Source organism: Novosphingobium guangzhouense (assembly GCF_002896965.1).
Classification (GTDB): Bacteria; Pseudomonadota; Alphaproteobacteria; order Sphingomonadales; family Sphingomonadaceae; genus Novosphingobium; species Novosphingobium guangzhouense.
Genome location: NZ_LYMM01000062.1, coordinates 116,816 through 137,358, shown reverse-complemented (window position 1 = coordinate 137,358; position 20,543 = coordinate 116,816). Strand labels below are relative to the sequence as shown.

The following is a 20,543-nucleotide window of genomic DNA, read 5'->3' as shown; positions in this document are numbered from 1 at the left end:
CTTAAGGAGAGCCCTCCCTATACCTTGCGCAATGAAGACCCCCCCGCGCGCCGCTCGCTCGCTCGCCTGCCTGCTTCTTCTTGCTCAGGCTCCGATCCCGCTTCTGCTGGTGCCGGAGGCTCAGGCCCAGTCGGTGCCTGATACGGGGCCCATCGTGGCGCCGTCCGTCGGGCAGTCCGATCCGTGGCTCTATCGCGGCAGCGACATCCCGCATGACCCCGAATGGTTCTTCGGCGAACTGCCCAATGGCCTGAAGTATGCCGTGCGCAAGAACGGTGTGCCGCCGGGGCAGGTGTCGATCCGCATCCGCGTCGACGCCGGCTCTCTTTATGAGACTGACGACGAGCGCGGCTATGCGCACCTGCTGGAGCACATGCTGTTCCGCCAGTCTAAGTATATCCCCGAGGGCACCGCGATCGCCGCGTTCCAGCGTCTTGGCGCGACCTTCGGCAGCGATACCAATGCGGTGACTTCCACAACGCAGACGGTGTTCAAGCTGGACCTGCCCAACGCCACGCCCACTTCGCTGGACGAGACGTTCAAGCTGATGACCGGCATGGTCACCGCGCCGACGCTGTCTGCGTCCAATCTCAAGCAGGATCTGCCGATCGTGCTGTCCGAAATGCGGGAGCGGGGCGGGGCGTCCAAGCGGGTGCAGGACGCGATGCAGAAGGTGCTCTATGCTGGGCAGCCGCTGGCCAATCGTGAGCCGATCGGCACGGTCGAATCGCTGACCTCGGCCACGCCGAACAGCGTGCGCGCTTTCTATTCGCGCTGGTATCGCCCGGACAACGTCTCGGTGATCGTTGCGGGTGATGTCGATCCGGCGATGCTGGAAAGCTATGTGAAGAAGTGGTTCACCGACTGGAAGGTGCCCGGTCCCAAGGCGATCGCTCCCAGTTTCGGCGATCCCGTGGCGCCGGCGGGCGCCGATCCCAGGAACCCGGTGGGCGAAACCCGCGTGCTGGTCGAACCCGACCTGCCGCCGTCGCTGATGTACGCGGTGCTGCGCCCCTGGCGTCAGGTGACGGACAACATCGTCTACAATCAGGGCCTGATGACCGACGCGCTGGCGCAGGCGATCATCAACCGCCGCCTCGAATCAAAGGCGCGGGCAGGGGGCAGCTTCCTTTCGGCCTCGGTCAATCAGGACGATGTTTCGCGCTCTGCCGACGCCACATTCGTATCGGTGACGCCGCTGGGTGACGACTGGCAGGCGAGTTTGCGCGATGTGCGCGCAGTGATCGCCGATGCGCTGACCCGTGCGCCCACGCAGGCCGAGATCGACCGCGAGGCGGCGGAAATGGAAGTCGCCTTCCAGGTGCCCGTCGAACAGCAGCGCATCCTGCCAGGCAGCAAGATCGCGGACGATCTGGTCAACGCGCTCGACATTCGCGAGACGGTGGCCGCGCCGCAGGACGTGCTCGACATCTTCCGCAAGTCCAAGCCGCTGTTCACCCCGCAGGCAGTGCTGGAACATACCCGCAAGCTGTTCACGGGCAACGTCACCCGCGCGCTCTTCACCGTGCAGAAGGACGGCGCCGCGACGGACCGCCAGTTGCAACTGGCGCTGGCAGAGCCGGTCAAGGCCGACGCCAGCGTGCGCACCGCGCTCAAGCCCGTTTCTTTCGAGAAACTGCCCGCCATCGGCGCACCCAAGAAGGCCGTCAGCGACACGCCCACCGGCCTGCTTGAGATCGAGCAGCTGACTTTCGCCAATGGCGTCAAGGTCATGCTCTGGCCGGTAGTCGAAGAGCCGGGCCGCGTCATGGTCAAGGCGCGTTTCGGCGGCGGCTATCGTTCGATCGATCCCAAGGATGCGGCGTATATCACGCTGGGTAATTACGCGCTGGTAGGTTCGGGGCTGGCGACGCTGGGGCAGGACGATCTTGATCGCATCTCCACCGGCCGCAAGATGGGCTTCGATTTCGAGGTGCAGGACGCATCGTTCCAGCTTTCGGCCGAGACCCGCCCGCAGGATCTGGCCGACCAGCTCTATCTCTTCGCGGCCAAGCTGGACTTGCCCAAGTGGGATGTCGCGCCATTCACCCGCGCCAAGGCAGCTGCGCAGATCCAGTATGCCACGTTCAACACATCGCCGCAGGGCGTGCTGAACCGCGACCTGCAGTTCTACCAGCGCGGGCAGGACAAGCGCTTTGCCACCCCCACGCCCGACCAGATCGAGACGACCACGGCGGATGGCTTCAAGCGCGTGTGGAGCAAGGCGCTCAAGGAAGGGCCGGTCGAAGTCCAGATCTTCGGCGATTTCGACAAGACGGCCGCGATCGCCGCGCTGGAGAAGACCTTTGGCGCGCTCAAGTCCCGCCAGCCTGCGCCTGCGGTTACCGCAGAGGCGAAGATCGACGTTCCGCAGCCTTCGGACAAGCCGATCGAACTGATCCATCACGGCGATCCCGATCAGGCCGCCGCAGTCGTCTCGTGGCCGACCGGGGGCGGCGCCATGGGCATCCGCGAATCGCGCCAGCTGGAAATCCTCACGCAGCTGTTCACCAACCGCCTGATGAACGCAGTGCGCGAAAAGCTGGGCGTGTCCTATGCGCCTTACGTCTATTCGCAGTGGCCGGTTGACCTTGCGGCGGGCGGCTCGATCACGGCCGTGGCGCAGCTCGATCCCAAGTCGGTGCCGGTGTTCTTCCAGACCGCCGATGAAATCGCGCAGGATCTGATCGCCAATCCGCCCACGGCAGATGAACTGGCGCTTGTCACTGAACCGCTGCGCCAGCAGGTGACCCGCGCCGCGTCGAGCACTTCGTTCTTCATGAGCCAGCTGGAAGGCGCCACCACCGATCCCACCCGCCTCGGCACGGTGCGTTCGGTGCTGAGCGACTATACGGTCACCACACCGCAGGCGATGCAGGCGCTGGCGGCACGTTACCTTGGCCGCGATCATTCGTGGCGGCTTGAGGTCATGCCCGAAGGCAAGGAAGCGCTGGCAGCGAAGTAAGAACCGCCCCTGTCGCTGCCTTTGCGCAACCGATCACGCTGATCGGCAAACCCGGCTTTGCAAAAATTGCCGGCAAGCGCTAAAGGCCGCGCCTTGCTTGCGCTGCCCGGAGGACCTGCAGCGCTTGGAAAAGCCCATGCAATCCCGCAGCGGGCCTCACGGAGTACGAATAGTGGCTACCAACTGGACACCGGAGAGCTGGAAGACGCAAGAGGCGCGCCACCTCCCGGTTTATGGCGATCAGGCGAAACTCAGCGAGGTCGAGGCCACGCTTGCGAAGTTTCCGCCGCTCGTCTTTGCCGGTGAAGCCCGTGCTCTGAAGGCCGATCTTGCCGAAGTCGCCGCCGGTCGCGGTTTCTTGCTGCAAGGCGGGGACTGTGCCGAAAGTTTCGCTGAATTCAGCGCCGATAACATCCGAGACAGCTTCCGCGTGCTGCTGCAGATGGCCGTGGTGCTGACGTTCGCCAGCAAGCAGCCGGTGGTGAAGGTAGGCCGCATGGCCGGCCAGTTCGCCAAGCCGCGTTCTGCGCCCACCGAAATGGTCGGCGGGGTGGAGATGCCCAGCTACTTCGGCGACATCATCAACGGCATCGAAGGCAACGCCGATGCCCGCCGCAATGACCCGGAACGCATGCTGCGCGCCTACACGCAGTCGTCCTCGACGCTGAACCTGCTGCGCGCCTTCGCGCACGGCGGCTATGCCAACCTGCGCCAGGTCCACCAGTGGACGCTCGATCACATCGGTCGCAGCCCCTGGGGCGAAAAGTTCGCGCAGATGGCCGACCGTATCGGCGAGGCCTTGGACTTCATGGCCGCCTGCGGCGTCGATCCGTCCAGCGTCCCGCAGCTGCAGGGCACGGACTTCTACACCAGCCACGAAGCACTGCTGCTGCAGTACGAACAGGCGCTGACCCGCCGCGATTCGCTGACTGGTGACTGGTACGACTGTTCGGCCCACATGCTCTGGATCGGCGACCGCACCCGCTTCGAAGGCTCGGCCCATGTCGAATACCTGCGCGGCGTCGGCAATCCGATCGGCATGAAGTGCGGCCCCAGCCTTGAGCCGGACGCCCTGTTGCGCATGCTCGACACCCTCAATCCGGGCCGCGAACCGGGTCGCATGACGCTGATCAGCCGCTACGGCCACGACAAGGTCGAAGCGGGCCTGCCCAAGCTGGTGCGCGCGGTGAAGCGCGAAGGGCATCCGGTTGTATGGTCGTGCGACCCGATGCACGGCAACGTCATCAAGTCCGAAAGCGGCTTCAAGACCCGTCCGTTCGAACGCATCCTGGCCGAAGTGCGCGGCTTCTTCGCCGTCCATCGCGACGAAGGCACGCACGCGGGCGGCATCCACATCGAGATGACCGGACAGGACGTGACCGAATGCACCGGCGGCGCCATCGCCATTACGGATGAGGCGCTCAAGGACCGCTACCACACGCACTGCGATCCGCGTCTGAACGGCGCGCAGTCGATCGAACTGGCGTTCGAGATGGCGGACCTGCTGAACCTTGAGGTTACGCAGGGGCAGAAGCAGGCGGCTTAAAGGGGATCATGCAGGGGTTTGTCACCCCTGCGCCCCTGTGAATTGGCGTCGCCGCGCATAACTTCAACGATATACGGGGTGCAGGGGTGGTAACCCCCTGCATTCTTCTTCCCTCCTTGACCCCATGAAATGCACGGTCCACCCATGGGATCATGACAAAGCATTTCAGCTATACCGCCGCCGTCGCGGCCCTCGCTCTTGCCTCCTCGCTTTCGGCGCAGGACGCCCCGCTCACCGACACCATGATGAACGAGCAGGTGAAGTCCTACGACTGGGTTCGTCCCCAGGCGGACTACGTGCGCAAGACCGTGATGATCCCGATGCGCGATGGGACCAAGCTGTTCACCGTCATCATCTACCGCAAGGGCACCAGGGACGGGCCGATCTTGCTCAGCCGCACGCCGTACAACGCGGACAAGATGAGCAGCCGCAACCGCAGCCAGAAGATCGAGGAAATCCTGCCCGTTGCCGACGCCGAGTTCGTCAACGATGGTTACATCCGCGTCTATCAGGACGTGCGCGGGCTGGACGGGTCGGAGGGCGACTATGTCATGAACCGTCCGCTGCGCGGGCCGCTCAACAAGACCAAGGTCGATCACGCCACCGACGCTTACGACACCATCGACTGGCTGGTGAAGAACGTGAAGGAAAGCAACGGCAAGGTCGGCATCACCGGCTCGTCGTATCTTGGCTTTACTTCGCTGATGGCGCTGATCGATCCGCACCCTGCGCTTAAGGCCGCCGTGCCGCAGAGCCCGATGGTCGACGGCTGGATGGGGGACGACTGGTTCCACAACGGCGCCTTCCGCATGTTCGGCTTTGATTACGACCTTGGCCAGACGGTGAAGAAGGGCGGCGGCGAAGTTCCGCGTGGCGGCGGCGATGATTACACCGCCTATCTCGAAGGCGGATCAGCGATGGATTACGCCAAGGCTTACGGCCTGCTTGACCTGCCGGTGGTGCGCAAGGTGCTGGAACACCCCAGCTACGATGCGTGGTGGCAGGGGCAGGCGGTCGACAAGCTGCTTGGCGCCCGCAAGCTGACGGTTCCCACGATGCTGGTGGTAGGCCAGTGGGACCAGGAAGACAGCTATGGCGCGCCCGCCGTCTATCAGGCGCTGAAGGCGAACGGCACGCCCAATGACATGGTCAGCCTTGTGATCGGGCCATGGCGTCACAGCCAGGTCAATTACGAGGCACGCGAACTCGGCCCGCTCAAGTGGGAGGGCGATACCGGCCTGCAGTTCCGCACCCGGTACATGAAGCCGTTCTTCGACTGCCACCTGAAAACCAATGCGCCCGCCTGCGATACGCCGCCGGTGCTGACTTACGCCACCGGCGAGAACAAGTGGGAAGTGTCCCAGCAGTGGCCGGCGGGCGCCTATACGCCGCTCTACCTCGGCGCGAATTCCAGCCTTTCGTGGTCGAAGGGCGCGGCGGGGACCGACAGCTATGTTTCCGACCCGGCAAAGCCGGTGCCCATGCTGCCGCGCCCCGTGACGATGAAGGGTGACGAATGGCGCACCTGGCTTGTCCACGACCAGCGCTTCGTCGATGGCCGCACCGATGTGCTCAGCTATTCCACCGGCGTGCTGGACAAGCCGGTCCATATCAAGGGCGCGCCCAAGGTGGATCTGCGCGCGGCGACTTCGGGCCGGGACAGTGATTTCGTGGTCAAGCTGATCGACGTCTATCCGCGTGAAAACTCGGCCGATCCGACGATGGCGGGCTATCAGCTGGGCATCGGCATCGAAATCTTCCGCGGCCGCTATGTGGGCGGTTTCGACAAGCCGCAGACTCTTGAGCCGGGCAAGGTCTATGACTTCAAGTGGGCGCTGCCCAACGTCGATCACGTGTTCCTGCCGGGCCACAAGATCATGGTGCAGGTGCAGTCGACCCTGTTCCCTCTCTATGACCGCAATCCGCAAAGCTGGGTGCCATCGATCATGGAAGCGAAGCCTTCGGATTACGTCAAGGCGACCGAGACGGTGCACTTCGGCGGCGATCAGGCCAGCGCAGTGTGGCTGCCGGTGGCGCAGGACTGACCCTGATCTGAGCGGTGGTGGAGCGAATGCGCCCCACCGCTCAGGCTGAGCCTGTCGATGCCCCGTCGGCGGGGCGCATCGGTCAATTCTCTCCGAACAGTTCCCGCTGCGAGGCTTCGATTTCCTCGAAGTAGCGGCGCCTTGCGTGGCGTTCCGTCACCACGCCGACCACGTTGCCGACGCCGTCCACCACTGCCAGTTCATCGGCCACGGCAAGGTCGAAGGCTTTCAGCATCGCGCGGATGTCGGTGACGGGAGACAGCGTGTTCCCGGTCAGCGTTGCCAGCGTACCTACTTCGGTGCCGGGGGACAGTTCGGGGTTGTAGGCGGACGCTGTCGTGACGATCCCGGCATAATGGCCGTCCTCGTCCAGCAGGATCGCCTTGCTGGTGGAGCCCAGCGGCACGCGCGCGCGGAAGTCCTCGATGGACAGGGCTGCCGGTGCGCTCGTCCAGTCCTTGCGCATGATGCGGCCGGCCGTCAGCGCCAGCATCCAGCCGATATCGCGCGGAGAGCGGATGATCGACCCGCGAACGTGCAGGCGCCAGGTGGAGAACGAATAGCCGAATGTTTCGCGCGTGAGGGCGCTTGATACCAGCGACGCGGTCAGCACCACGCCCATCAGCGAGAAGTCGCGGGTGGTTTCCAGCATCAGCATGGCCAGCGTCATCGGTCCGCCGACGACCGAGACGGCCAGCGCGCTCATCCCCACCAGTGCCGCATCGTTGATGTCGAGCGCGATGCCCGCCATCGATGCCAGCGCTGCAAAGATCAGTCCCACCAGCGATCCGATGAACAGTGATGCGAAGAACAGGCCGCCGCGAAAGCCGAAGCTGATCGAGATGGCCGACGCCAGCACCTTGAGCACCAGTATGGTGACGAGGAACTGCAGCGCCGGCTGCATCGCGATGTTGAGGTGCATGGCCCCGTGACCGGCCGACAGCGTCTGCGGTGTGACGATCGCCAACGGGATCAGCAGGAACCCGCCGATCACCGGCTTCCAGCGCGATACGCGCCCGCCCACGCGGCTCATCTGTTGTTCGGCGAAAGTGACAAGCCGCATCATGGCGATGCCCACCAACGCACAGGCAAGGCCGAGCAGGGTGTAGATGAAGTAGTGGCCGGTGGTCAGGGTACGGTCGGCGGCGGTGGCGATGAGGTAGGGCTCCACCCCCAGCGCGCGGGTGACGAAGGCGGCACCCAGCGCGGCGGCGACGACCGGGGCAATGGCGGCGGGCGTGTAAGTGCCGATGACGATCTCGAAGGCATAGAACGCACCCGCCAGCGGTGCGCCGAAGGCAGCGCCCACCGCAGCGCCCGCGCCTGCGCCCACAAGCGTGCGCATGTCCGACCGGCGCAGCTTGAACCACTGCCCCAGCACCGATGCAACTCCGCCGCCCATCTGCGCATAGGCGGCCTCCAGCCCCACCGATGCACCCGCGCCGTTGGAGAGGATCGTCTGTGCCGAGATCACCAGATTGTCGACGAAGGGGATGCGTCCGCTGTGCAGCGCGTTGGCCTCTACCACGTCGATCGGGGCGCGGCGTCGGCGGCGCAGCAGGTGGGCCATGCCCACCAGCAGCAGCCCGCCGAGCGGCAGCGCCAGCAGGCGCCAGTGGTTGTGGATTTCTCCCAGCGCGCTGAGACGATTGGTGCCGATGCCGTAGAACAGCCGCTGCAACCCGTGCGCCAGAAACGCCTGCAGGTTGGTGAGCCACCCCGCTGCCAGCCCCGCGACAAGGGCCAGCACGATGAAGGCCATTTCGCTGGAGCGCAGCCGTTGGCGCTGCCGGATGGCCAGCCCTTTGAGCGCGTGAAATCCCATGCGTCGCATCGGGCCGATTGGGCCGGGTGGGCAGGGGGAGTCAAGGATAACGTGGCGGGCACGGTTGCGCCCGCCAGAGGTCCCGTTTTACTTCGGCGGCATCCGGATCGCCCCGTCAAGGCGGATGCACTGGCCGTTGAAGTAGATGTTGCGGACCAGTTCCAGCACCAGCGAACCGAATTCCTCCGGATTGCCGAGGCGGCGGGGGAAGGGAACGGCCTTGCCCAGATTGTCGTACACTTCGGGCGCGTGTTCCTTCACCCGCAGCATCGGCGGGGTGGCGAAAGTGCCGGGCATGATCGCGTTCACGCGGATGCCAAGGTCCATGAGGTCGCGTGCCATCGGCAGGACCATCGCGTTCACCGCGCCCTTGCCGCCGCCATAGGCGACCTGGCCGATCTGCCCGTCCTGCGCGGCGGCCGAAGAGGTAAGGATGATCGTGCCGCGTTCGCCGTCATCGTTCAGCGGATCCGCGGTGGCCATGCCAAGGGCGGCGATGGAAGCGACGCGGTAGGATGCGGTGAAGATACCTTCGGCTGACTTCGCGATCTGTTCGGTCGGCGTGCGCTTGTAGGCGCCGACCTTCTTGTCGAACGAGACGGTCTTGCCGCCGCCTGCAACGACTGCGCAGTGCACCACGATGCGTTCCTGCCCATGGGCTTCGCGCGCCTTGGCGAAACCGGCCTCAACGCTGTCTTCGCTGGTGATGTCGACGTTGCAGAAGATGCCGCCGATCTCGGCGGCGAAAGCCTGCCCTGCATCTTCGCTGATGTCGAAGATGGCGACCTTCACGCCTGCATCCGCCAGCGCCCTGGCGCTTGCCCGGCCAAGGCCCGAAGCGCCGCCGGTCACCACCGCGGCAAGAGTGTTGTCGATCTTCATACTCGTCTCCCCGAATCGTATCGAGGGTCTGGCTAGCGCAGCCCGGTCCGCCATGTCGCGGCACCGATGCTAACCCGCTGCAAGCATCGCTCCGGCGTGTCGGGCGGACGGAAAGATGGCCTGTAACGGCAATCGACCTTGCCTGCATGGCGCGACGACTTGCGCTGATAGCGCGGTGCGTCTTGGCTTGCCGTGGCAACGAAATGGGGGAGCCATGGCCGATCGCGAAGCCATCGTGGAACTGCTGAACCTTTACGGCTTCGCGATGGATACGCGCCGCTGGGACTTGTTCGACCGCATTTTCACAGTCGATGTGGATGCTGATTACGGCCCCACTTCATGCTGGACCGATCGGGAGAGCTTCAGGACCGACTTCGGGACATTCCATGAAATGTTCGATGCGACGCAGCATGGCATGAGCAATCACCTCGTCCGGGTCGAGGGGGACAGTGCCCAGGCACACACATATGGCAACTGGCGCCTTGTCCGCCATGCGGCCGGCGATCCGCCGGTATGGGACGGCAGTGGCTGGTACGACGATCGGCTGCGGCGCACGCCCGAAGGCTGGCGCATCGAAAAGCGGGTATGCCGGGTGGTGTACTGGAGCGGCAATCCGAAAGTGCAGGCGCCGTCGCACGACACGGTGTTCCGGCTGGACTTATGCGCGCTGCACGAAGAGGACCGTGCGGGCCGCCTCGGCTTCAGGCCATAAAGAAGCCCGAACAGAATCAAGCAACGGGCGCAAAATTGCCGAATATCTGCCGCAGGTCATCGCGGCGGGTCAGTGCATCGGCCAGCGTGTAACGGTCCAGCACGTCAAGGAAGGCGCGGGTCGCTTCGTTGAAGACGCGCGGCAGGGTGCAGGCCGGGGCGACGATGCAGTTCTTGCAATCGACCAGCTGGAAACTCGTTTCCGTGTGGCGCACGATCTGGCCGACGGTGATTTCTTCCGGGCGTCGTCCCAGTCGCAGGCCGCCGCGTCGTCCGCGCACGGTTTCCAGAAAACCGGCCTGGCCGAGATCCTGCACAACTTTCATCAGGTGGTTGCGCGAAATACCATAAGTTTCAGCGATTTCCGCGATGGAGGAAAGATCCCCATCATCCCGCGCACCAACGTGAAGAAGGACGCGCACGGCATAGTCTGTGTAACGCGTCAGTTGCAAGCAAGTGATCCGTTTAAGGCCATTCGTCAGTCATGTGACGCAACTGCACTGCCATGCAAGCAACGATGACACAATGTCTCGATACGGAACGATGGGCGAAACAATGGGCGGAATGAGCAGGGCAGCAGGACGAATGCGGCGAACCGTTTTCATCCCGCTGCCCCTTCCGGTCAGGCCGCTCAGATAAGTGTCATGATCCCGCGCGAGGGATCGACAAGCCCTTCCCAGATCATCTTGCCGGCAACCCACAGGATCACCATCAGGCCGACATAGGCCAGCCAGCGATAGCGTTCGATCACGCGGGCCAGCACGTTGGCGGCAAGGCCCATCAGCGCCACCGAGAGGATGAGGCCCACCGCAAGGATGCCGGGGTGATCGCGCGCAGCACCGGCAACCGCAAGGACGTTGTCGATGCTCATGCTGACGTCGGCGACGGCGACGGCCCATGCCGCGCCGGCAAAGCTGCGGGGCGCGACTTTGGCGATCGTCGAATCGGGTTCGTCGTCAGTGTGGTCCTCGCGCAGTTCGCGCCACATCTTCCAGGCCACCCAGACAAGCAGCAGGCCGCCTGCGAAAACAAGGCCGACGATCTGCATCAGCTGGCTGACGACAAGGGCAAAGGCCACGCGCAGGACCAGCGCCGCGATCACGCCGATCATGATGACCTTGCGACGCATCGCGGCCGGAAGCCCGGCGGCCAGCGCGCCAACGACGATGGCGTTGTCGGCCGCCAGCATCACGTCGATCAGCACCACCTGCCCGAAGGCCGACAGTGCGGAGGGACTGGTTATGTTGGAGAAGTCGGCAACGATGTGCTGCCACAGGTCGGTCATGGAGTATTGTCCCTGTTGGTCCACGCGCCGCGGATCGCCGCGACGAGCAGGTCTGGATAGCGCCAGCCGATAGCGGCGGCGGCGATGGTGGAAAGGCTGTCCTCAAGTTCCCGGCCGGGGCGGCCCGCGCCGGTGAGGTTGGGTTTGATATTGACGTCGAAGATCAGGAACGCGCCGTTCTGGTCCTGTCGGCAGTCGATCCGCATCGGGGTGCGGATGCCGATGATCGCGGCGGCCTGTTCGCAGGCGCTGATGACGGCGGCGATGGCGGGGTCGGCGCATTCCTGTGCCGTCATCGCGGCGCTGTTGGAACTGACGGGCACGTCGCCGTTATAGGGGGCGACATCGTCGTGCTGGTCGAAACGACGAACCGGGGGAAGGGCAAACGGTCGCTCCTCTCCCACCCGCGCTGCGGCGGGCATGACGGTGATGGTGATTTCCTGACCCGGCAGGAACTGTTCGATCATGATCGCGGAGCCGAACTTGCCGCCCTCGACGATGGCGCGGGTGCCTGCGACCATCTGCGCGAAGTTCCGCGCCACGCTGACGCCCTGGCTGCCACGCCCGCGCAGCGGCTTGACCACCAGCGGCAGATGCGTGGCGAAGCGTTCCAGCTGCGCCTCGATATCGGCGGCGGCGCCATCGACCACCCATGAACGGGCGACGGGCAGCCCTGCCGCCAGGAGGCGCGCATTGGTCGCGGCTTTGTCGTCCACCTGCTGCATCGTGCGCGGATCGGGGCTGACCACCCAGGCGCGGCGGCTGGCGTCTTCGATGGGATGGCCGTCGAACACCACGGTATTGGCCCAGAGCAGCGTGGCCCCCGCGGCCAGCGCGGCGTCGATCCCTTGGGGCGTGTCGGGCCATACCCAGTCGAACACCGAAGTCGGATCGGGCTGGGGCATCGGCGTGACGATCGTACAGCCGACAGAAGCCAGCGCCACGCCCATGTCCGCACCGCTGTCCGAATAGCCGCCGGGCTTGGCGTCCTTGCGCTGGCCGTCGATCACCGGCGGCTCGATCGCCTGATAGAGCAATGCGATCTTTTCAGCGAAGGGATCGGGTCGGGGATCAGGCATTTGGCGACCTCATGAACTTGAACGCAGCGGGCGCGCCGATGATGACCAGCACCACCCGGACGAGGTGATGGACGATGACGAAGCTGGCCTCCAGCGCCAGGCTGAGGGCCACCATGCTCATCTCCGCCACGCCGCCGGGCGAATAGGCCAGCGTCACCAGCGCCGGGTCGAGCCCGGTAGCCCAGCCGATGCCGAAAGCCCAGCCGAAGGTTATGATCAGAAGGATGGCGGTCGATCCCGCCGCCAGCATCAGCGTGCGCAGCAGTGTAGGCAGGTCCAGCCCGACGAAGCGGCAGCCGATTGTCGCACCAAGGCCCACTTGCGCTGCGGCGATGGCCCATGCCGGGATGTGAAAGTCGCTGAGCCCGGTCAGGTGGACAGCGGCGCTGACGAACAGCGGCCCCATCAGGTGCCATGCGGGCAGCTTCAGCGCGCGACCGATCGCGCTGCCCACGATCATGCAGCCCAGCGCCCATGGCAGCAGGGTCCAGTCGGCCGTGCCAGTCACTTGTGCGGGCAGCGGGGCGTGGCCGGTCTCGGCTTCGAACAGGCGGATCAGGAACGGCAGGATGAAGACGACAAGGAATATCCGCGCGCCGTGGATCAGGCCGATCATCCGCTCGTCCGCCCCGCGCTCGGCGCCAAGGACGACCATCTCGGCGATCCCTCCCGGCATTCCGGCGAAGTAGGCGGTGGGCGGGTCGAACCTGGCGATCCGGCGGAAATAGAAGACGCAGGCCAGCGCGGCGCTGGCAAGGAACAGCGGCAGCAGGGCAATCGGCACGATCCACTGCATCGCCTGCGCGGCAAGGCCGGGGTGGAACGAACTGCCCAGCACCACGCCCAGCACGGCGGACATCGGCCTGCGGGTGGCGGAACTTGCGGCGATCGGCAGGCGCGCGATGCTGCCTGCCGCGCACGCGGTCATCGATCCCAGCACCCACGGCAGCGGGGCGTGGATCGACCAGAAGAACACACCGCCGCACGCGCCCACGGCGAGTGCGGCGATGAAGCGCAGGATGACGCCTGCAGGATGGCGGGCATCCGCCGGCATCATCCGACGAACGGGAAGGCCAGCACCGCCATGCCCACGATGGTCATGACAAGGCAGCACAGCGCCGCCGGGACCAGCGTGAACTTCTGGTGATCGGCCAGATCCACACCGGCAAGGCTCACCAGCAGGTAGGTGGAGGGCACCAGCGGGCTCAGCAGGTGGACAGGCTGGCCCATCAGTGATGCGCGGGCGATCGCCATCGGCTCCACGCCATAATGCGCCCCGGCTTCCGCCAGGATCGGCAGCATGCCGAAGTAGAACGCGTCGTTCGAGATGAAGAACGTGCCCGGCAGGCTGATCAGCGCGGTGATCGGCGCCATGTAGGGACCAAGGACCGGCGGGATCAGGCCGACCACTTCCTTGCTCATCGCCTCGACCATGCCGGTGCCCGAAAGGATGCCGGTGAAGATGCCCGCCGCGAAGATCAGCGAGACGACTGAGAGCACGTTGCCCGCATGCGCGCTGATGCGCTCCTTCTGCGACTTGGTGTCGGGGTAGTTGGCGATCATCGAGATGGCGAAGGCCAGCATCATCAGGATCGGCAGCGGCAACACGCCCCAGACCAGCAGCACCAGCAGCGCGATCACAAGCGCGCCGTTGAACCAGATCATCTTCGGACGGCGCGCTTCGGGCCACTGCGACACGGCAAGGTCGGCGACTTCGAGCTGGGCCGGGGTTTCGACCTTGCCGATGCGGCGGCGTTCCTTGCGGCCGAAGTAGATGGCCAGGCCGATCAGGAACGCAAGTCCCGCGATCATGCCGGGGATAAGCGGCAGGAACATCGCTGCCGGGTCAAGCTTGAGGGCGCTTGCCGCGCGCGCGGTCGGGCCGCCCCACGGCGTCAGGTTCATCACCCCGCTCGTCACCATCAGCAGACAGACGAGGTACAGGCGGTTCATGTCGTAGCGCTTGTAGAGCGGCAGCATGGCGGCCATCGTGATGATGTAGGTGGTCGAACCGTCGCCATCGAGACTGACGAGCGCGCAGAGCACGACCGAACCGATCAGGATCAGCATCGGGTCGCCGTGGACCAGCCGGATCAGGCGGCCGACCAGCGGGTCGAACAGGCCGGTGTCGGTCATGGTGCTGAAGAACAGGATCGCGAACAGCAGCATGACGCCGGTGGGCGCAAGGTTCTTGACGCCGTCGATCATCATGTCGCCAAGCCCCGAATGGAAGCCGGCGACAAGGGCGAAGAGGGTGGGCACGACGGTCAGCGCGACCAGCGGGGTCATCCGCTTGGTCATGATGAGCGTCATGAATGTGGCCACCATCAGGAAGCCGATAAGGGCGAGACTCATTGTTGGTCCCCGGTTCTGGTCATGGTTTGAAGGAAAGGCTTAGAAGGTGACGCCGACGCGCGCGGTAAGCGTCTCGCCGTCATCCTTGCCGGTGTAGATTCCGGCGGTGTTCTCGGTGTTCCAGTGGATCGCGTTGACCTGGAAGCGCACGAAGCTGTTGAGATACCAGTTCGCGCCCAGCGTCGCCGCCCACCCTTGCGCGGGCGTTGCGATGTCCTTGAATTCAAGGTTTTCGTAGCGCGCGGTCAGTTCGATCGCGCCGGGACCGCCGTCGAAGACGGGGCGCAGCACCTTGGGCTGGCCGAAGCTGCCAAGACGCGGGTTGTAGGGCGGCAGGTCGCCGGTGATGAAGAAGCCGCCCGAAACGCTCCACGCCTGCGTGACGAAGTCCGGGCGTCCATTGTCGAGCCGCGCGTGACGTTCGCCCGCTTCGGCCATGACCCACAGCGGGCCGGAATAGCCGCCCAGCTCCGCGCCGTAGCCGGTGGTGCCGGTGCCGCCGATGATATCGCCGGTCGAAAGCCGCAGCGCGCCGTTGAAGCGGCCGCCGATCACGGTGTTGCGGCCCAGCGAGTTCTTGCCGGGCTGCAGATGCTCGTCAAAGCCCCAGATGCCGAGGTGAAGCACCTGACGGGGGCTCTTGATCGGGTTCCAGTGCGCGCGGGCGATCACGGTGCGGTTGTCCGAGGCTGACTGGTCGCCGTCGATGCGGTCGCCGGTGACGGTCAACGATGCGTGGCCGGTCTTCCAGAACAGGCGCGGCATGATGCCAAGGCCATAAAAGGCGCGCTGCGGGATGATCGCGGTGGCAACCACGGTGCGTTCGGCGAACGGGGTGGAATCCGAGCCGGTCGAGCCTTCGAAGCTGCGGTCGTTGAACAGGTGGCCGACGCGCACGTCATAGTCGAGGCCGGGCGCGATCTTGTTCTTCCAGCCGATGAAGGCAGTGACCACGTCCACCGCGTTCTCGGAGAAGTCGCTCTCGAACTGGTAGAACAGGTGGGTGCCGACGGTGCCTTCAAGGCCCATGCGCAGCGCGCGCATGCCGGTGGTGGTCAGGTTGCGGCCGTCGTATTTCGAGCCGGTCGTGGTGGTCACATCGGTGATGATGCGGCCGCGCGGCTTGAAGCTGAACGTGCCGTCGCCCGAATGGAAGACGGGCAGGCCCTGACCCCATTCGGTGGTCACGTCGGTAGCGGCAACGGCAGTGGCGCGCACGCGCTCGATATCGCGCTCGGCGGGGCCGGGGGGGATGATCTGCGGGGCGTAGGGCTTGGTGGTCAGGACTTGCGGTGCGGGCTCTGCAGCGGCCACTTCGGGGGCGCTTTGCTGCGGGGCGTCTGCTGCAGCAATCGGTGCGCTGCGCTGGGCCTCAAGCGCATCGACGCGCTGGCGCAGGGACGCGATCTCGGCGGCCTGCGCGCGCACCAGATCGGCAAGTTCGTCACGCGTGGGGGCCTGTGCCAGCGCGGGATTGGCACTTACCAGCGCAAGGAATGCTGCGCCGGCCATCAAGGTCCGGTTACTCGAATTGAACGTCATGGTTTTTGTTCTTTCCCTGCGACCAGGGCGGCGTTCCATTCGCGCAGGAACCGCTGCCGGGTAAGGTGATCCAGATTGACAAGAAGTTGAGGGCCCACGCGCACCACGCGCGTCTGCTGGGCGGGAAGGCGCCGGGCGGGCACGTCGGTGCGCACCGGCCACAGACTGTGCCGGGCAAGCTGGGCCTGCCCGGCGCGCGAAAGAAGGAAGTCGAGGAACAGCCGCGCCGCCGCCGGATGGCGCGCGTCACGACCGATGAATGCGATGCGCGATGTGACCAGAGTGTAGTCCCGCGGGAACACCACGCCCATCTGCGGATTGCGCCGCGCCTGTTCCAGCGCGTAAGACCCGATCACGTTGTAGGCGAGCGCCAGCTTGCCCGAAGCCACGCCCGACAGCATCGGCTGGGTGCTGGTTTCAAGCACGGGCCGCGTGGCGCCGATGGCTTCCACCAGCGAACGGGTGTCGCGCGTCGCCAGGAAGTCCTGCGACAGATAGAGATATCCGGTGTGCGAGCGTGCTGCGTCGAACGTCGCGACCTTGCCGGTGAAGGCCGCGCGGCGCTTGCGCAGCAGCATCTCCAGTTCCTGATGCGTGCGCGGGGCCTGTGCATCGGGCACCAGCTTGCGGTTGTAGACGAAGCCGATCGGCTCGGCGGTGACGCCATAGCCCATGTTCTTCCACACGGCGGTATCGGGCAGCGCGGGCTTTTCCGGGCTGGCATACTGCTGCGCATAGCCATCGTTGATGAGCTTGATCTGCTGGTCCATCGCCGAAGACCACACGATGTCCGCCGAATACTGGCGCTGCCGCGTTTCGCGGGTGTAGCGCTGGTACATTTCGGTAGAGCCGATATCGGCGTAATAGACCGCGACGCCGGGGAAGAGCCGTTTGAACTCCGCCACCACCGGGACCATCTCGGCGCGGTCGGCATTGGCGTAAATGCGTACCTTGCCCTCGGTGCGGGCGTCGGCGATCAGGGCATCGTAGCTGCGCGGATATCCGGCGGGCCGCTGCGGCGCCTCCGGCTTTTGCGCAGCTGCGGGACCGGCCAGAAGGACCGTGATCGCCAGAACAGGGGTGAAAGAACGCATTGCCGACTCCTCTCGCTTTCCGCCTCTATGTTCGGATAAGCAGCGCTCGATGATCTACGTTTTCAACCTGTCACTGACCTTTCATGGATACCGACCGTGAGAATCCTCATCGTGGAAGACGACGCGGCCCTTGCGCGCGGCATTGTTTCGCTGCTGCGCGCGGCGGGGCATGCCGTCGATCACGTGGCGGGCGGGGAAGAGGCGCTGTCGGTCTCGGCTACCGAGCCGTATTCGCTGGTGATTCTCGATGTCGGCCTTCCCGATATCGACGGGTTCCAGGTGCTGGCCCGCCTGCGGGCGCGGGGCGATCAGGCGCAAGTGCTGATGCTCACCGCGCGCGATGGTCTGGACGACCGGGTGCGCGGCCTTGACCTTGGCGCGGACGATTACTTGCGCAAGCCCTTCGAGGTAGAGGAACTGGAAGCGCGCGTGCGTGCTCTGGGCCGTCGCCGGGGCGGGGACGCCGCGCCCGAGATCGTGATCGGCACGATGACGGTGAACCGCTCTACCGGCCGGGTCGAAGTTGCCGGGCGGGCGATCGAACTGCGGCGGCGGGAATGGTCCGTGCTTGAAGCACTTGCGGCGCGTGCAGGGCAGATCGTCACGCGTGAGACGCTGCAGGCGGAAGTTTTCGGTTTCGACGATCCGGTCGGCTCCAACGCGCTTGAGGTCAACGTCACGCGCCTGCGCAGCAAGCTGGCGCCCGATGGCCCCGCCATCCGCACCGTGCGCGGCGTCGGCTACATGCTCGACAGGTCATGAGCGGGGGCACCTCCAGGGCCATCTCGCTGCGCTATCGCCTGTTGCTGGCGATGTTCGGGCCGTTGGCGGTGCTGGCGCTGGTGCTGGGGCTGTTGGGCTGGGTGCTGATTTCCGACGTCGTGCGCCGCACCAACGACCGTGTGCTGGGCGGCGCGTTGGGGGCGATCGCGGAAACCGTGCAGGTGGAGCGCGGCGAAGTCACGCTGGACCTGCCGCCCGCCGCCTTCGGGATGCTGGAGAATTCCGAACGGGACAACGTCTACTATCGCATCGCCGTGGGCGGCGCGCTGCTGACCGGCTATGCGGACTTGCCCGCGCCCGACCCTCCCACCCTGTCGAGCGAGGAGCCGCGCTTTCGTTTCGCGCAGTTTCGCGGGCAGCGCATCCGTATCGCGGAGATCCGCCGCAACCTTCCGCGTATTGATGCGCCTGTGGTGGTGCAGGTGGCGGAGACGCTGCAGAACCGTAATTCGCTGCGGGACAAGCTGATGATCGCGTTGCTGATCGGTGAGTGCGTGCTGGTGGGCATCGTGCTGTTGCTGATCCGTCCCGCGCTTGGCTGGAGCCTGCGCCCGCTGTCCGATTTGCGCGGCGTGATCGAGGCGCGTGATACCCGCGCCGCGCCGGACCTTTCGCCCTTGCGCACCGGCCCGCTGCCCAGTGAACTGAGGCCGCTGTCGCGATCGTTCGACCGGCTGCTGGCGCGGCTGGACGATGCCACCACCGGCATGCGCCGCTTCACCGCCGACGCATCGCACCAGATGCGCACGCCACTGTCGGTGCTCAAGGTGCAGGTGGCGCTGGCACGGCGCGGCCGGTCGGATCGCGAACGGTCGGAGGCGCTGCACGAAATCGAGGACGCGACCGACCGGCTCGAACGTCTTCTGACCCAGCTGCTGACCCTTGCCCGCGCCGACGAGGCAGGCGAACTGCCGCCCGATCATGAAATCGACCTCAAGGAACTGAGCCAGCACGTCATCTCCCGCCGCATCCGGCAGGCGATAGAGGCGGAGGTGGAACTGCTGCTCGAATGCGGGGAGGGGCCTTTCCGCATCAAGGGCCATCGCACGCTGGTGTTCGAGATGCTGTCCAACCTTGTCGACAATGCGATCCGCTACAACCGGCGGGGCGGCACTGCGCAGATAGAGCTGTTCGCCGATCCCGGTGCGATCAGGCTAGTGGTGTCGGATACCGGGCCGGGCATCGCCACCGATCAGCGCGAACTGGCGATGTCGCGCTTTGTGCGCCTGCAGGGAGAGCGGGGACCATCGGGCAGCGGCCTTGGCCTTGCCATCGTGCGCTCCAGCGCGGAACGGATGGGCGCACAGCTTGAACTGGGGGATGCCGATCCCGGTTTGCGGGTAACGGTGACGTTTACCGTGGATTGAGTGGCACCGTGGATTGATCGGCGCAAAGAAAAACGGGCGGCCTGTCGGGGCCGCCCGCTCTTTCAGCGTCGATATCGATGCCGCTTAGATGCCGTCGACGGCCTTGCTGACCATGATGTTCACGGCCACGCGGCGGTTCAGAGCCTTGCCTTCTTCGGTCGTGTTATCCGCGACGGGGTCGGCCATCGACATGCCGGTCGGCGTCAGCATGCGGTAGGGCTTCCAGTGGCAAGCCTGCTGCAGATAGTTCACCACGGCGCTGGCACGCTTTTCGCTGAGCGCCTGGTTGATCTCTTCCGAACCGGTCGAATCGGTGTAGCCTACCACCAGCAGCAGTGCGTTCTCCTGCGCCTCTGCCTGGGTCGCGGCCTGACACAGGCTCTGCTTCGCTTCAGGCGACAGCTTGGACTTGCCGGTGTCGAAGTTCACGTTGGTCGTGCCCTTGATGTTGTACTTGTCGATATCGCCCATGCGGGCCTTCAGGCCCTCCGTCGCGGCTTCGTTAGACGCGAAGCGCTGGTCGGTGCCGTTGTGGATCATCTGGGCGGTCTTCATGTCCTTGCCCTTCAGATCGATCTTGCTGGCAAGGAGGGCGCCGCCACCCTGCAGCGTTTCCACTTCGACCGGGATGCCGTTGAGCAGAGAGGTCGCGGCAAGCTTGTCGCTGCCAAGGCCGAGGAAGCCCTTGCTGGCCTTGATCTTGGTGGCATCGTTGATGGTCACGACCGTGCGGGTGCCGTCTTCGGCGGTAACCTGCATGCGGTCACCGCTGCGTGCCGAGATGATGCCCTTCACGTCCGGGCCCTTGACCATTTCCGGGCTGGTATCGGTGACCTGCACCGAGAGATCGGATTCGCCGGCGTCCTGCGCCGAAACGCTGACCGAGGCAACGCCGCCCAGCAGGGCAGCCATCAGGAGAATTCGGGGGGTCTTGGAAATGACACTCATTGCGCTACTCCTTCAAACACGTTCAACCGGGCCTGCGCATCGCAGCTATTCGTCCGACCGACGCCCGCACGATCGCGGTTGCGGCGGCCAGAACCCCTCCATTCAGCTTCTAAGAT

Annotated in this window: 16 protein-coding genes; 6 read left to right on the top strand and 10 right to left on the bottom strand. The window is 65.3% G+C overall.

Translation table 11 applies throughout. The features are described 5' to 3' along the window. Positions 1-31: 31 nt before the first annotated feature. The 3 genes from A8V01_RS21095 to A8V01_RS21085 all read left to right on the top strand — a co-directional run bounded on the left by A8V01_RS21095 (position 32) and on the right by A8V01_RS21085 (position 6,556). Positions 32-2,965: a M16 family metallopeptidase gene (locus A8V01_RS21095; RefSeq protein ID WP_103098260.1), complete on the top strand. Its 2,934-nt coding sequence runs from the start codon at positions 32-34 to the stop codon at positions 2,963-2,965. Positions 2,966-3,137: 172 nt separating this feature from the next. After that, a complete protein-coding gene (locus tag A8V01_RS21090; protein WP_103098259.1) occupies positions 3,138-4,511 on the top strand; it encodes a class II 3-deoxy-7-phosphoheptulonate synthase in 1,374 nt (457 codons plus the stop codon). Positions 4,512-4,663: 152 nt separating this feature from the next. Then, entirely contained in the window at positions 4,664-6,556 is a 1,893-nt protein-coding gene (locus tag A8V01_RS21085; RefSeq protein WP_103098258.1) for a CocE/NonD family hydrolase, read from the top strand. A gap of 82 nt (positions 6,557-6,638) precedes the next feature. On the opposite strand, the gene A8V01_RS21080 is transcribed toward A8V01_RS21085, so the two are convergent. Then, positions 6,639-8,390, bottom strand: coding sequence for a chloride channel protein (locus tag A8V01_RS21080; RefSeq protein WP_425437350.1), 1,752 nt, complete (start codon positions 8,388-8,390; stop codon positions 6,639-6,641). Positions 8,391-8,468: 78 nt separating this feature from the next. Then, positions 8,469-9,263: an SDR family oxidoreductase gene (locus A8V01_RS21075; protein WP_103098256.1), complete on the bottom strand. Its 795-nt coding sequence runs from the start codon at positions 9,261-9,263 to the stop codon at positions 8,469-8,471. 214 nt (positions 9,264-9,477) lie between these two features. On the opposite strand from A8V01_RS21075, the gene A8V01_RS21070 reads away from it, so the two are divergent. Continuing rightward, a complete protein-coding gene (locus A8V01_RS21070; RefSeq protein ID WP_170066023.1) occupies positions 9,478-9,975 on the top strand; it encodes a nuclear transport factor 2 family protein in 498 nt (165 codons plus the stop codon). A gap of 16 nt (positions 9,976-9,991) precedes the next feature. Here A8V01_RS21070 and A8V01_RS21065 read toward each other — a convergent pair whose 3' ends face one another. From A8V01_RS21065 to A8V01_RS21035, 7 genes are all read right to left on the bottom strand, one after another. After that, positions 9,992-10,426 (bottom strand): Rrf2 family transcriptional regulator, encoded by a 435-nt coding sequence (locus tag A8V01_RS21065; protein ID WP_103098254.1) that lies wholly within the window; start codon positions 10,424-10,426, stop codon positions 9,992-9,994. A gap of 179 nt (positions 10,427-10,605) precedes the next feature. After that, a complete protein-coding gene (locus tag A8V01_RS21060) occupies positions 10,606-11,259 on the bottom strand; it encodes a YjbE family putative metal transport protein (RefSeq protein WP_103098253.1) in 654 nt (217 codons plus the stop codon). Beyond that, entirely contained in the window at positions 11,256-12,338 is a 1,083-nt protein-coding gene (locus A8V01_RS21055) for a D-alanine--D-alanine ligase family protein (RefSeq protein ID WP_103098252.1), read from the bottom strand. The genes A8V01_RS21060 and A8V01_RS21055 overlap by 4 nt, the downstream gene beginning before the upstream one ends. Beyond that, positions 12,331-13,395, bottom strand: coding sequence for an AbrB family transcriptional regulator (locus A8V01_RS21050; protein WP_245892757.1), 1,065 nt, complete (start codon positions 13,393-13,395; stop codon positions 12,331-12,333). The genes A8V01_RS21055 and A8V01_RS21050 overlap by 8 nt, the downstream gene beginning before the upstream one ends. Continuing rightward, positions 13,392-14,693 (bottom strand): CitMHS family transporter, encoded by a 1,302-nt coding sequence (locus A8V01_RS21045; protein ID WP_103098251.1) that lies wholly within the window; start codon positions 14,691-14,693, stop codon positions 13,392-13,394. The genes A8V01_RS21050 and A8V01_RS21045 overlap by 4 nt, the downstream gene beginning before the upstream one ends. Before the next feature lie 39 nt (positions 14,694-14,732). Beyond that, positions 14,733-16,235, bottom strand: a complete 1,503-nt coding sequence (locus A8V01_RS21040) for an OprO/OprP family phosphate-selective porin (protein ID WP_211295098.1) — start codon at positions 16,233-16,235, stop codon at positions 14,733-14,735. Next, positions 16,232-17,329, bottom strand: a complete 1,098-nt coding sequence (locus A8V01_RS21035) for an ABC transporter substrate-binding protein (protein ID WP_211295097.1) — start codon at positions 17,327-17,329, stop codon at positions 16,232-16,234. The genes A8V01_RS21040 and A8V01_RS21035 overlap by 4 nt, the downstream gene beginning before the upstream one ends. Before the next feature lie 96 nt (positions 17,330-17,425). Here A8V01_RS21035 and A8V01_RS21030 point away from each other — a divergent pair, with 96 nt between their 5' ends. Both A8V01_RS21030 and A8V01_RS21025 read left to right on the top strand, forming a co-directional pair. Continuing rightward, entirely contained in the window at positions 17,426-18,091 is a 666-nt protein-coding gene (locus tag A8V01_RS21030; protein WP_170066022.1) for a response regulator, read from the top strand. Beyond that, entirely contained in the window at positions 18,088-19,479 is a 1,392-nt protein-coding gene (locus A8V01_RS21025) for a sensor histidine kinase (RefSeq protein ID WP_103098249.1), read from the top strand. Before A8V01_RS21030 ends, A8V01_RS21025 begins: the two co-directional genes overlap by 4 nt. An 84-nt stretch (positions 19,480-19,563) precedes the next feature. Here the strand turns inward: A8V01_RS21025 and A8V01_RS21020 are convergent, their stop codons facing one another. Beyond that, complete coding sequence (locus A8V01_RS21020; RefSeq protein ID WP_103098248.1) at positions 19,564-20,427, bottom strand: OmpA family protein; 864 nt, start codon at positions 20,425-20,427, stop codon at positions 19,564-19,566. Positions 20,428-20,543 lie beyond the last annotated feature (116 nt).